Annotated in this window: 2 protein-coding genes; both read right to left on the bottom strand. The window is 50.3% G+C overall.

The features are described from left to right. Positions 1 to 190: 190 nt before the first annotated feature. On the bottom strand, positions 191 to 5,632 hold the full coding sequence (locus tag ABN764_RS04980; RefSeq protein WP_446671138.1) for a non-ribosomal peptide synthetase: 5,442 nt from the start codon (positions 5,630 to 5,632) through the stop codon (positions 191 to 193). Next, positions 5,629 to 15,579, bottom strand: a complete 9,951-nt coding sequence (locus ABN764_RS04975) for a non-ribosomal peptide synthetase (protein ID WP_446671137.1) — start codon at positions 15,577 to 15,579, stop codon at positions 5,629 to 5,631. Before ABN764_RS04975 ends, ABN764_RS04980 begins: the two co-directional genes overlap by 4 nt. Between the last annotated feature and the right edge of the window lie 41 nt (positions 15,580 to 15,620).

The raw sequence follows: 15,620 nt of genomic DNA, 5'->3' as shown, positions 1-15,620 counted from the left end.
GATTTTTATTCAACATCCTCTATATATGCAGTGGCACGTCGTGTACCGAAGGTTAAAAGTCGCTTGCTTATCGTTGGGACAGAAAACGACTTTTTCTTTCTTCCAATTCTATAGGTGATAAACCAACGAAAAAAAAAGGGGAGTATGCTGGAAAAATCCAGCACCCCCCCCATGTTCCACCATTCATGTTTTACTTGAGTAAAATAGATCCGGTATTGACGCATTCGATTTCTTTTCGAATTGCCGACAATAGTTGCTCCGGATGAGAGTGCAAGAAAAAATGTCCGCCCGGGAGCAGTTTGCTTGAAAAATCGGAATTGGTCAAGCTGCGCCAGGATGTCAGCGATTGTTCGGACAGAAATTCGTCGTCTTGTCCGCCTAATGCAACGATGGGACAAGGTACGGTACCTCGTGTATATTTATAAGTTTCGCATACCGAAAAATCGGCTCTTAGAGAAGGGGACAGGAGTTCCAGCAATTCCTCGTCATCCATCAGCTCTTCTGGAATTCCCCCGTTCAGGCGAAGCCGCTTGCGGAATTCTTCCTCGGGCAAACCATGAATGGGAGATACCGGACTCTGAACAAACGGGGCATTCAATCCCGCGACAATAAGCTTGAGCGGAGGACGATTCAAGCTCCTCGATAATAAGATCGACAATTCATATGCCAATAAGGCGCCCATGCTGTAACCAAACAGAATATACGGTTTGTCCAATAGGGGCCTCATCGCATGTGCGACTGCTTCCAGCAGCGGTGACATGCTTGTGTAGGCTGGTTCGCGCAATCGCGCGCCTCTGCCTGGATATTGAACTGCGCAAACCTCCGCGAACGCTGGCAAATAGTCATGCCATGCGCGGAAAATAGATGCGTTCCCTCCAGCATAAGGTAAACAAAACAGCCGTATTGCGTCTTTCTGATTCACCTTATTGCGAACGAACCATTTGCTGCTTGTATCAAGACCGCTCACATCGTTCATCTTCCGCTCGTTGACAGATGAATGGGATTCTGATTGCTGGCATAATCCAATCATGATTCGAAGCTCTTCCTCAAACCTTTGAGCCAGATTTTCGATCGTTTGTTTACGATGCACATTTTCGCTGTATGACAAACTTATGTGCAGGCGGCCTGACGTCACCAATGCCGCCACGTCGACATAATGGGCCCGTTCGGAATCAGGCGCAAGATCCTGTCCTGCTGTATCCGCAACCAGCGTGAATAGAGCTCCCTTTTCCTTATTCCAATCAGCATTGAATTGCCCCAAGTAATTAAAGCTCATCATTGGTCGTGGAAGCTTGCGAAGCTGATTCGCAATACTGTCATCTTCGGTCATATAGCGCAGTAAGCCATAACCGAGTCCGCGAGTTGGAATAACGTTCAGTCGCTCTTTTACCCCCTGGATGTCCGCATTTATATCCGCGCTATCTGTCACTTCAAGCATGACTGGATACATGTTCGTAAACCAACCTACTGAACGCGAGATATCAAGGTCAGTGAATAATTCTTCTCTGCCGTGCCCCTCCATATGGACATACATTTTCCTTTCTCCCGACCAGCCAGAGACAGCGCGGCCGAGTGCGGCCAACAGAATAGCGTCAATTTGAGCGCCGAATGCTGATGGAGCCTCCTGCAGCAGAATCCGCGTTTCTTCAGAAGACAAATTCGATTCCGCAACCGCCAAAGAGGCCGTCGTATTGGCTCCGTCTGGGAAGTCGAGCGGAATTAGGGGAGGGGGAGGACTGACTTGATGTAACCAGTATTCCAGCTCTGCCCGCAATTGATCCGTAGCGGAGTAGGCAGCAAGGCTGTGCGCCCAATCGCGATATGAAGCAGTTTTCGACGGCAAGCATATGGCTTCACGGTCTACTAATTGCTGACAAGCTGTGCTTAGATCATCCAGCATAATGCGCCATGAAACACCATCTATCGCCAAATGATGAATAACCAATGCCAGCTTTCCTGCCTGTCCGGTGCCATAGTCAAAATAGATGGCGCGCAGCAGCATGCCTTCGCTTAAGTCGAAGCCGGTTTGAGCCTCTGTGATCGCGGCAGCAAAAGCATCTGTCTGCAGGTTTGCAGGCTGATCGCGAAGATCAATGCGCTTCAGAGGCGATTCGTCCGTATAAGCGGCATATGCCTGTTCCCAACCGGATCGGCCCATCGTAAATTGGAGACGCAGCGCATCATGATGTGCCACGAGATGGGCGATCGCTCTCTGCAGGACTTCATAGCTTATTTGGGAATTCACGGACAAAATCATGGACTGATTGAAATGCTCGGGAACGGACATCTCCTCGAATAACCAGCGCTGAATCGGTGTAAGCGGCAGCGAGCCCGTCACTTCTTGCTGCCCTATTTCATTTGGCTCGAGCGGCTTCAGAGCTTCTAACATGGGAGCCAGCTCCGCTATCGATTGATACTGAAACAGATATTTCGGCTTCATTTCCAGACCCAATTGACGTACTTTGCTTGTAATTTGAGTGCTTAAAATGGAGTCGCCGCCTAAGCTGAAATAATTATCATGGATGCTGACGAGTTCAATGCCAAGCACCTGAGACCAAATGTCAGCCAACTTTTTTTCGGTCGGCGTTCGGGGAGGCACATATTCTTCCTCCTTGTCCGTAAAATTCGGTGACGGCAACGCATTGCGATCCACTTTACCATTAGGCGTCAATGGGAGAGCCGCCATAACGACGAAGGCGGCAGGAACCATATAATTCGGAAGCCGGGCCTGCACATGCAGCCGAAGCTCGCTTATATCCAATCCGTGAGTGATATCGGCTGACGGAATCACGTATGCAACCAGCCGCTTGTCTTCCGGCCCAGGCTCCTTTACGGAAACGATCGCCTGCTCAACAGCCGGATGCAGCGTAAGCGCCGCCTCGATTTCGCCGGGTTCAATGCGATATCCCCTTACTTTTATCTGATCGTCGGCACGCCCCATAAATTCAATGGATCCGTCCGGTAAATAACGAGCAAGATCGCCGGTTCGATACAATCGTTCCCCTGGAAGGGAAGGAACGTACCCGAACCGCTCAGCTGTAAGCTCGGGCCTTCTCAGATAACCGCGAGCCAGGCCGTGGCCTGCAATGTATAATTCGCCAACAACGCCGACAGGAACGGGATGGCGATGCCGATCCAGCAAATAAATTCTCATATTGGCGATCGGTCTTCCAATCGTCGGTGCTGTAAGCTCCGCGGAGGATCGTGATTTCACAGGCACGCGGCATGCCGTGGAGACTACTGTTCCTTCGCTCGGCCCGTAATGATTAAACAGGGCAAAAGGCAACGTCTCCGGCGGAAAATAACGCAGTCTGTCACCCCCGGTAAGCATGCACCTCAGCGGGCACTCGTCAGGCCAGGTCAGAGAGAGAACCGCCTCAGCCAGCGGCGTGGGCAAAAAGCTGACGGTAATGCGCTCATTCACGAGCCAATCCCGCAGGCGATCCGGATCCAAGCGGGTATCCTCGTCTGGAATATGAATTGAGGCGCCGCTGGCCAAATAAGGCCACAGCTCCCAGACGGAAGCGTCAAAAGCGGGGCCTGCCAGCCATGTCGCCCGATCGCAGTTGGATATGCGATACGCATTCTGATGCCAGGACACTAAATTGAGCAAGCTATGATGCTCGATTTCGACTCCCTTCGGGCGGCCGGTCGAACCGGAAGTGTAGACGACATAGGCTAAATTGCTAGGCGCAGCGCCGCTGTCGGGAGCCGATTCATCGCCATCTTGCGGATTGGCGCCGATTCCGTCCAACGGAAGAACGGTCAAATTCGTGTGCCGAATCCGCTCTGCATGCCGCTTGTGAGTCAACAGAACATGAATTTGGGCATCTTCGATCATATAAGCGATCCGTTCGTCAGGGTACGCCGGATCGATCGGTACATAAGCCCCGCCGGATTTTAATATGGCGAGTAATCCGATAATTTGCTCGGCTGAACGGTCAGCCAGCAAGCCTACCAGTACTTCTGGACCAATACCGAGCCGCTGTAGATGGCGGGCCATCCGATTCGCGCGAATGTTGACCTCCCGATAGGTGAACTTCTCGAACCCGAATGTCACCGCAATTGCATCTGGGAATAAGGAAGCTTGTTTCTCTACAATTTCATGGATGCACATATTGCCTAAATCTGCGGATTCTGTCCGATTCCATGCCGATAGCAGAAGCTGCCGCTCGCATTCGCCCATAATCTCCAGACTGCTCAAGGACAAGTCAGGATTGAGCACGATGCTCTCCAATAGATGTTGGAGATGATCCAGCATCCTCTCCACGGTCTGTGAATCGAAAAGATCCGTGTTGTACTCCAGCTCGGCAACGATTCCGTGATCCCTAACACGGCTCATCACCAGGGACAGGTCATATTTTGACGTCTTGTTGACAATCGGAAATAGCTTTACCTGCAGCCCGTCCAATTGCACCGTATGCTGAAACGAATCGTCATTCATTGCGAACGTGACTTGAAATAACGGACTATGGCTCGTTGCGCGATCAGGTTGCAGTGCCTGCACCAGTTGATCGAACGGAAGATCCTGATGCTCATATGCGTTAAGAACCTGTTTCTTGGTTTGCTGAATCAGCTCGCGGAACGTCGGGTTAGTAGACAGGTCGCTTCTGATCACGAGCGTATTTACAAAAAAGCCGATCAATCCTTCTATTTCCGACATTCCGCGATTGGCTATCGGAGTGCCAATGCAAAAGTCATGCTGTCCCGAATAGCGATGCAGCAAAGCTTGAAAAGCTGCCAGCAAGGTCATGAACAATGTCGAGCCTTCTCGGCGGCTCAAATGCAGGAGCGGTTGCACGACGGCTTCCGGTATGCACAATTGAGCGGCATCGCCCCGGAAAGTTTGCGTAGCGGATCGAGGACGATCCGTGGGCAGCTCTAATACCGAAGGAGCATGATGCAGGGTGTCCAGCCAATATTGCAGTTGCCTATCCAATTCTTCTTCCGACAACCATTTGCGCTGCCAGATCGCATAATCCGCATACTGGAAGGGGAGATCGGGCAGGGTAGACGGCTTTCCCTGCGAATAGCAGGAATAGAGCGTTAGCAGCTCCTGTTGAAATACGCCCAGAGACCAACCATCAAACACGATATGATGGAAGGCAAACAGGAGAAAATTCTCCTGTTTGCCGGTTGTGATGAGCAAGCTCCGGCACGGATGCCCATGCTCCAAGTCGAACGGCTTGGCTGCCTCTTCATCGATGATGCGGCGAGCTTCCTGGTATTTGTCCTCGACGTGATCATCTGCGGACAAATCGATTTCTTTCATGGGTTGAACGGCGTCGATCGGCTCAATGATTTGTACTGGCTCATTTTCCATCGTTGAAAAACGCGTTCTCAATGATTCGTGGCGGCGGATGATTTCGATCCACGCCCGCTGTATGGCCGTTATGTCCAACTCCCCGATACATTCGAACGCTAACGGAATATGATAATGATTCATGCCCGGTTCAAGCTGATGAAGCAGCCATAATCGTTGTTGAGCAAATGACATAACGGATCCCGCCAGCTTCCTTGACTGCGACTTTATGGGCGGTTTGCGAGGTGCCTTGTCCTTGGCGAGCCGGGCTGCCAACATTCTTTGCTGCTCGGGAGTTAACGAGGCCAAACGATCCCGCAAATCCGTCATACCCATGCATCCTCCTTATGGGGTAGTTCGCGCATAACAGCTTCTCGTTCTTCTTCTGGCAATTTTTCCAGCTCGGTCAGCAGTTCGGACAGGAGAACGGGATCCATTTCTGTTTCCGATTCCATTTCCGTCATTCCCATGTCTTCAAGCTTGGCGGTTAAAGCCGCAACAGTCGGCGCATCGAACAGGGCATGTAAAGGGAGCTCTGCTTGAAACGCTTCCCGAATGCGGGAGAGGAGCCGGGTAGCGAGCAGAGAATGGCCTCCAAGCTCGAAAAAGTTATCTTCCACGCCCACTTCTTTTACTCCGAGCACTTCTTCCCAGATTGCAGCCATTTTCATTTCGGCCGGATTGCGCGGCGCCACATAGGTCGGCTGCAGATCCGTTCTTTCGTAACCAGGCTTCGGAAGCGAATCGCGATCGATTTTCCCGTTATTCGTAAGAGGCATCGATTGCAGCCACATTAAGAGGGAAGGGATCATGTAATCCGGCAGCCTGCTTTCGAGATGCGCTCGCAGCAACGGAATAATATCGCCCGATTGATCCGTTTCCACGTAGGCAATCAGACGCTTGTCTCCATGTGGATCAACGTCCGCAATAACGAGAGCTTCTCTTACGGACGGATGTTCCTTCAGCGCCGCCTCGATTTCCCCCAATTCGATGCGATATCCCCTAATTTTCACCTGATGATCCGCACGTCCTACATATTCGAGTTCGCCGTTATGCCGAATGCGGGCCAGGTCGCCACTTTTGTACATGCGTGCATCAGGATCATTAGCGAACGGATCGAGCACGAAGCGCTCGCTATTTAATTCGACCCGGTTCAAATACCCTTTAGCGACTCCAGGGCCTCCAACGTACATTTCGCCAGGCACGCCGGGAGGCACGGGCTGCATATGACGGTTAAGCACATACACCTTCGTGTCTGGAAACGGAATTCCGATCAAGCTCCCAGTGTCCTGCCCGATATCCTCAGCGGTTATTCGGCGGTAGGTAGAAACTATCGTCGTTTCCGTAATTCCGTACATATTGATAAATTGAGGTGAACGATCACCGTGTCGATCGATCCAAGGCTTTAATGACTGAAAATCCAGCGTCTCTCCGCCAAAATTAATATAACGCAGGCTTAATTTTGACAAGTCTTGTGATTCCTCATATTGAGCCAATGGCCGAAATGCCGACGGCGTCTGGTTGAGGACGGTAACCTTGTGCTGCTCCAGCAAGTGATACAGGTTCTCCGGTGAACGACTCGTCAGATGGGGCACGACCACCAACCGTCCGCCATAAAACCAGGCGCCCCACATTTCCCATACGGAAAAGTCGAAGGAATAGGAGTGAAACAGAGCCCAGACATCGTCTTCATGAAAACCGAAAATGGATTCGGTAGACGTAAACAGCCGGACGACATTCTCATGCGAGATCATTACGCCCTTCGGCTTCCCGGTGGAACCGGAGGTGTAAATCACGTAAGCAAGATTGGTGGAAGGCAGCTCCACGTTCAAATCTTCGCCGGATAGCTTCTCTATCGTATCTCGCTCTTCATCCAGGCACACCGTTGCGATCTCATGCTGCGGCAAGGAGCGCAAGAGATGAGACTGGGTAAGGAGAATGGCCGGAGCCGCGTCTTCCATCACATAACGGATGCGTTCCGCAGGGTATGCGGGGTCAATTGGCACATAAGCAGCGCCCGCTTTGAGCACGCCGAGGATGCCGACGAGCATGTCCAGGGAACGCTCGACCAATATCGCTGCCAGCACGCCCGGCCCGGCCCCCAGCGTCCGCAAATGACGTGCAAGACGATTGGCTCTCACATTTAGTTCGCCGTAGGTTAGTTGTTGATGATCATATACGGCGGCGACGGCATCGGGTTTGTGCCGGGCCTGCGCCTCAAACACTTCATGAAGGCAGCGATGATCGCGCAGGAGATTCGCTGGCTCTGCAGCAAAAAGCAACCGTTCCCGATCTGAATCGTTAAGGAGAGGAAGCAAGGCGATTGGCAACTTTTCGGCAGACGGTTCAATAATGGCCTGCAATATATTTTCGTAATAGGTTAAAAATCGTTCGATCGTATCTTTCCGGAACAGATTCGAATTATAGGTCAGATCCAAAAGAATATTTCGGTTGAATTCCATGACGTTGAAACTGAGCTCATATTTCGTTGCCGTAATCGGAGTAGGGATGGTATCGACTTCAATATTGCCAGCGTCTGGGATATTGACTCTTCGCTCATAGTTAAAAACAACTTCAAGTGGCGCAAGCCGATGAGAGGCATCAGGATTTCGAAATACGCTGCTGAATGAAAACTCGCTGTGCTCCTGGGCCTCCAAAACAGAAGTCTTCACCTGGCTTAGCAAACGAGTAAAATCAGCGTTTTCATCCATTTCGATGGATATCGGCAATAATGTGATCGCATATCCAACATAGCTGGAGCCGCCAGGCAGAGAGCGCTGGGCAAAAGGCACCCCGACGGTCAGATCCGTCTGATTCGTCAAACGATTGAGAAGCAGGGCAAAGGCACTTAAAAACGTTGTAAAAGGAGTGACCTTGTTGCGCTGCGAAAAGCGGTTCACTCGATCGGCAAGTGTAGGATCGACCATATGCCGAACAATGTCGCCATTATAGGTTTTTTTGTGCGGACGCCTCATATCGAGCGGCAAATCCAGGGTCGCATTGCTGCCTGTTTTGTTCAACCAATACAGGTTATTGGCTTGACGCGCCTCACTGCATTCCAGCTCCGCCTTCCAGGCCATGTAGCTTCTTAATTGCAAAGGCTCAGGCAGATGAATGGGCTTGCCTTTCAACAATGAGGAATAGGCGGCGAACATTTCTTCAAGAATAATTCCAATAGCGTATCCGTCTACGAGAACGTGACTTGCAGTAAATACGAGATAATGTCTGTCGGTCGTTAATTTGAGCAGCGTGCAGCGATATAAGCTCCCTGATGCAAGTGGGCGCTCCGTCTCATCGCGAATCCAATCGATTGCAGCAGATTCCGGACTGGAATCAGTTGCGGAGCTCAAATCCACCACCGGTATATCGACGCGAACCGTTCCCCGAATCGGTATCATATTGCCTTGATGATCGAATGTCACCCGCAAGGAATCGTGTCGTGCTACGACACTGTTCATTGCCTCAATCAATAATGAATGGCGGAGCGTCCCTTTAAGGGAAAGCACTACGGTTTCATTGCAGGCGATGGCTGCCTGATCGCCTAGCTGCGAAAGCACCCATAACTCCCTCTGATCCTCGGATACGGGGATAAGTTCCTTATCGGAAGCCTGCTGTCCAGCCGGAATGCGGGCACCCGGAAACATTTGGGCGTCAATAAGCTCTGTCATCGTATCCTTGATTATCCCAATCAACTTACGGATGTCTTCGTCGGAATGCTCTGTCGACAGGAAGCAGTTGCGTCCTTCCCAGATATACACGCCCTTATCCAGCAGGCCATAGAAGAATAGATCCATGTTCACTTGATAGACGAACCGGAAGAGGGAGCCGAAGTGAACCATCTTCATAGGGATATTCGCGGATTCGAAAAAGTCGTTCAATTCGCGCACCAAATAGGCTGTCTTGGCATTGACGTTCTCTTGCAATTGCGGGCCGAACTCCAACAGATGAAGCAGAACGGCATGCGTGCAGGCCATCGTAATAGGATGCTTGCAGAACGTGCCTGCGATTATGGTTGTTTCAGCTTGCGGGTAAGAGCGGTCACCAAAATTCCATTGCCCTCCATCCACGGCATCCAAGAACTTCGCGCTGCCGGCCACTACTCCAATGTGCATGCCTCCGCCAAGGACTTTCCCGTAAACGCACATATCCGGTCGAATCCCCGATATGCCCTGGAACCCGGCAGGATGAACTCGGAAGCCGGTAATCACTTCATCAAATATCAGCGCCGTATTGCTGCTCCGCGTGATTTCGCGAAGCTCTTCCAAAAATGCGATAGGAACGAGGTCAGGACGACGGCTTTGTACAGGCTCGACCAGTACTGCTGCCAGCTCACCCGACATGGATCGTATAATCTCCAGCGATAGTGGATTATTATATTCGAGAATCATGACGTCTTCCGTAATCCCGGCAGGAATGCCTGGCGCCATAGGGGAAGCTCCGTTTGAACCGGGGCGATTGAACATGCTGGCCAGAACACCGTCATACGTGCCGTGATACGATCCTGCGAACATGGCAATCTTATTTTTGCCGGTTACGGCGCGCGCAAGCCTCAGGGCAGCCATTACCGCTTCCGTCCCGGAATTGCAGAAGGTGCTTCTGTCCATGCCGGTAATCTGGTGAATGAGGTCGGCTACTTCCCCTGCGACGCCGGATTGCGGGCCTAGGGCATAGCCGTTTTGAAGCTCTGCTTTAATAGCTTCGTCAATAAACTCAGGCGCGTGACCGAAAAAATTCACGCCGAAGCCCATCGTTAAATCGATATATTCATTTCCGTCCTTATCCAAAAAACGCGAACCTTTTGCATGATCGACAACGGGCAAATAATGAACTTCTTTCGTTGAAAACCGGAAACCAGATGCACCACGATAATCAGCGAACACGGGGCGATGCTTGGCTATCCACTCTTTCGATTTTTTTGTTTTATCGGCCAATCGTGCCACGAGCGATCTTGCATATTGTTCTTGCATACCAGTTACGCTTTCTTCTTTCTGATCCTGCCATCTTTGATAGGGAACCCAGGCTTTTTCAGAGATTGTCGTCAGTGAAGGCGCGGCAGGAGATTCCGGTCGGATCGCCATTGTACTAGGATGAGCAGTCGATCCATTCTGCGAACGGTTGATTGCCGTTGTACTAGGATGAACAGCCGTTCCATTCAGTGGTTGATTGTGGATGAAGGATAATTGATGTTGGATGACACGTTCCATGGAAGCCAGTTGTTCGCTCATGAAACCAAGCAGCCCCGATTCGTTGCGCATCGAATTGGAGAGTGCTAGGGATGGTTGATTGACGACTGTCGAATTGAAGAGTGCCGGGGATGGCGAATCAACGGCTGTCGGGATCGGCAGCTCTTCGGTCAGCGCTGGCGGTTCTTCATGCGGCATAACCGATTCGATGGCTGCGCATAGCTTGGAAATGCTCGTGATTTCGGTGAAAAAATCGCGCGCCGAAAAGGTTACTCCGTATTTATTCTTTACTTTTTGAATCACGTCCATCAGAATGAGCGAGTCAGCGCCCATTTCCAATAAAGGCAGGTTCTCATCGATTCTTGCCACGTCTTGATTCAGCAACTGGGCGAATATTCCCTTGATCTCCATCATAATAGAAGTTCTGATATTGCTATCTTGGGTTGTTTTCACCAACTTTTCCTCCTTTGGTGATTCCGGATTCATATGACCGCCTTGCCAGCATTTTGTATAAGCAAACGGATAGTTCGGCAATTGCGCGCATTCATGAGTGTCCAATTGGTAGAGTGCCTCGAACTGGACTTGTCCGCCGGCGACGTACAGATTGCCTACAGCTTCGAGCAGCGAATATTCGTCATCCCTTCCTTTTAGGAGAGAAGGAATCCATTTATAGGCACCATTATTGAATTCTCGCTGTCCAATCCGTGACAGTACGGCATGAGCACCGATTTCCAAAAAGATATTGCACCCGTCATTTGCCAATGTATATAAAGAGTCTTTGAACCGAACAGCTTCCCGCGTATGCCTGATCCAATACTCGGCGGTAATGGACCCGATGAAATCGCCGGTTACGTTAGAGACAAGCGGAATTTGGGGAGGATTGAATTTTAATCGTTTTATGATATCGTAATAGTCTTGCAGCATTGGCTCGACTAATTGCGAATGAAATCCATAGTTTACCTCAAGCGGTACGGAATTAACGCCTGCCCGTTGCAGGTGGTTCGTAGCTTCAGCCACATCATCCGGGGCGCCTGCAATGACAAAGTTATTGCTGCTATTAATGGCGGAGATTTCTACGTTCGGATGGGCACGAAGAACTCTTTCCAGCTCCTCCGCATCTCCCATGACTGCCGCCATTGCTCCAGGATCGCACTTTTGTGTCATGAGCTTTCCTCGCTCGGCAACTACGGCCAACGCATCTTCAAGAGAAAATACCCCTGCAATGCATGCCGCCACATATTCGCCCACGCTATGTCCGACAACCGCAGCAGGTTCGATTCCAAGCGATAGCCATACTTGTGCTAGAGAGTACTCGATCGCGAAAAGAGCGCACTGCGTGTAGTCTGTACGGTGAAGGAGAGCTGACGCAGAATTATTTTCTATATCATAAATAACATCCAGTAGAGAATGATCCAATCGATCCTTTACTAAATCGGCGCATCGATTCATGTTCGTGCGAAACACTTCTGAGCTTGCATACAAGCCGCGCGCCATATTAACATATTGGCTTCCTTGTCCCGTAAACATAAAGACGATTTTAGGAGAGTGGACGAGACTGCCTGCAATGTCGTTGACCCCGCGAGCGGAGAAGCTCCGGACTTTCTCATGTATCTCTTCAAGTGAGCCGCCAACGAATGATGCCCTGTGTAGAAATGGCGTTCGGCGGGTATTGGCCGTTCCGCATATGGCTCCTAATTGCTCCGAGGATGCATGCTGTAAATAGGAATCGTACGTGGAAGCGAGTCTAACTAATCCGTCTGCGGTAGGGGATGATAATGTCAATAGATGCGCTCTCGATCCCATGGCATTGTTAGCTCGCTTATCGGCACGGGATGGTGCCTCCTGCACAATAACGTGGGCATTCGTTCCGCCAAATCCGAACGAGCTTACCCCGGCTGCTTTTACAGGTTTGATCCAGCTTTCCGTCTCAACAGGGATGCGGAGGCGGGAACGATCGAGACTTATGTATCGATTTAGCTTGGTCATGTGCAAATGTGCAGGAATTTCGCCGTGCTGAATCGCCAGCACCGTTTTGATAAGTCCGGCAATGCCAGCAGCCGCTTCGAGATGTCCGATATTCGTTTTGACGGAACCGAGATAGCAGATGTCGTCGTCATTTATCCCTGCCGACGGACAACCATAAATCTCTTTAATTGCCTCAGCTTCGATGGGATCGCCCAGAGGCGTACCGGTGCCATGAGCCTCTACATAGCCGATGTCCGCAGGTTTCAGCTGAGCCTGCTCGATCGCTTTGCGTATCACTTGTCTTTGCGCGATCCCGTTAGGCGCGGTTAAGCCGTTGCTGCGACCGTCTTGATTAACGGCCGTTCCTTTAATGACGGCATGAATCCGGTCACCGTCTGCAATTGCATCCTTTAAGCGTTTCAGGATAACGACCCCGCAGCCTTCTCCGCGGACGTAACCATTGGCCCTGTCGTCGAACGTCTTGCATGATCCATCCTCAGACAGCATTTTGGCTTCCTGCAATCCTTCCGTGATGCTGGCGGAAAGCAATAGATTTACCCCTCCGGCTACTGCCGCATCGCATTCCCCGTTCAGTAGGCTTTGGCTTGCATAATGAATGGCCACTAATGACGACGAACAAGCAGAATCAATACACATGCTCGGACCTCGGAAATCATAATAATACGAAATCCGATTGGCGATTATGCTCAGCGCTCCGCCCGACACTTGATACGGCTCTGACTCATTCATTTTCCTTGGTTTCGGCAAATAGATATAATCGGTAGCGCTGGCTCCTATAAATACGCCTGTTGCGCTTCCCTTGAGATGAGCGGGATTGATATTGGCATTTTCGAATGCTCTCCATGTCACCTCCAGCAACAGCCGTTGTTGGGGATCCATGCTTGCCGCCTCTCTAGGGGAGATGGCGAAGAATTCACTGTCGAATTGATCGATGCCTTCCAGAAATCCGCCGAACATATGAAAATCGGGATTTATGCCGCATAGCGCTTTCCTTTTGTCGTCGATGTCGGATATTGCGTTTTTTCCGCCCTTCAAAATTTCCCAATATGCCGCGATGCCGTCCGCCCCAGGAAATTTCCCTTCCATGCCGACGATAGCGATTGAATCATCAATCGATCCGCGATCTGCATCAGGCTCTTGGACGGAAGGTTGGCTTGCAATAGAGTCTAGGTATTGCGCAAGCTTATTTGGCGTCGGATAGTCCCAGATCAAGGCCGGGGACAGCGTCATACCTAACCGGTCGGCAACATGATCGATCATTCTGACCGCCTCTAACGAATCCAGGCCGAATCTGACAAAGGATTCATGTTCGTTCAGATTGGTCTTGGCATTGCAATGATGATGCAAATAGGACATGATCATTTCTAGGGTTGAAGATTTTCGCTCCGTGGAAACAGGGGCAGGACTGATGTTGTCGCTTTCCTTCGCCTGCGAAGCGGCATAATTCTGTGCCAACTTGTACCTTTGCACTTTACCGCTTGTCGTTTTCGGCATTTGCCGAATCGGTATTACCTTTGCGATTTTCCAGCCTCCGCGCTGGAATAAATGGTCTTCCAAGCTTTCGGACAGCGAGGCGAAGTGAGCATCATTTTTTTTGCTAACGACAAATACGACGATATCATCCTCGCCTCTCTCTTTGTTGTATACGCCGCAGGCAGCGATCTTACCTAATTCAACGCCCTCGACTTCTTCCGCTGTCCGTTCAATATCATGCGGATAAATATTCTGGCCGTTCACAATAATCATGTCTTTGTAACGCCCTGTCATAACTAGACTTCCATCGATGAAAAAGCCTAAATCTCCCGTTCTGACCCATTGATCCGCCGTAAACATGTCAGCAGTAGTCTCTCGGTTATTATAATAACCGGCAGTTACATTTTTTCCTTGTATTTGAATATGGCCGATTACCTTATCCGGCAGAATGCGATCATGATCATCGCAAATTCGGATCGCACAGTCATCAATTGCATGTCCAACTTCGACAAAGGTAAGAGTATGTTCAGTGGATCTGTCCGAAATGGCAATCTCTTGGCCAATGTTTAATAAGCTGCGATCCAGGTGAATCGGAGCAAACTCAGTTTTGCCATCAGTGAGGGAGACGGCAACAGTTGCCTCGGCTAGGCCATAAGCTGGCCTTATGCTTGTCCGCTGCAATCCATATGGCGCCATCTTATCCAAAAACTCATTGCAAAGCTCTGATGAAATGGGTTCGGCACCATTTACAATAATTCGAAGTCTAGATAAATCCCAATCGGCAGCAATCTCAGGCTTGAACATTTTCAGAAAGTATTTGTAGCCGAAATTTGGGGAAGAAGTGATGGTAATATTGTGGTCGTTTATTTTTTTGAACCAAAGCGTCGGTCTGCGTATAAACACGGATGTCGGCATGATGTATTGATTTACGCCTTTGATGAGCGGGGTGATATGGAAGGAGATCAGCCCCATGTCATGAGTTAACGGCATCCATGACAAAAAGGAGTCGTCATCCCTCGTTTCGAACCGATTATTGATCGCACGCGTGTTGGAGTATACATTTTCATGCGTCACAATGACTCCTTTTGGATTGCCCGTTGAACCGGAAGAGAACTGAATGAAAGCAATCGTACGGGACGAACCTTGATGAATCGTTCCGTGGGCGGGGAAGGAGCACTCCAACGCTTCCAGATACACGGTCTTATCGGCTATCACGTCCATGTCGTGCAATGTTTGTCGGTTATCCGAGGCGTGCGCGCGCAATCTTTCCATTACAGGCGGCGAAGTTGCAAGGTAAGGGTTTTGGAGTGTACCCCAGATTTTAAAAAACTTGTTTTTGTGCTCCGCATTGCTGCCGACCGAGACGGGTACGGCAATGATTCCGCCTAGTATGCAGGCCCAGAACAAAAAAATAAAGTGCTCCGATTCGTCATCGTTCAATTGAAATACAAGCTCGTCGCCAGCACGAATGCCGTGAGCTTGCAAGGTATGCAAATACATAAGGGCATTATCAAAGACTTGCTTGTAACTGTAAAACCGTTCTTGCCGATCTCCTGTAATGAGCGTTACGCCATGTACATGGTTCTCTCGGACATCTCTTACTGCCTGAATAAGCGCAGATTCGGATTCGTTCATTGATTATCCTCCTTTGTGAAAGTGAAAGGGACTTGTGCGAC

Origin of the sequence: Paenibacillus wuxiensis, from assembly GCF_040195695.1 — a bacterium.
GTDB lineage: Bacteria > Bacillota > Bacilli > Paenibacillales > Paenibacillaceae > Paenibacillus_B > Paenibacillus_B suaedae.
The sequence above is the reverse complement of the archived record's forward strand: the minus strand, read 5'-3'. Positions and strand labels throughout refer to the sequence as shown.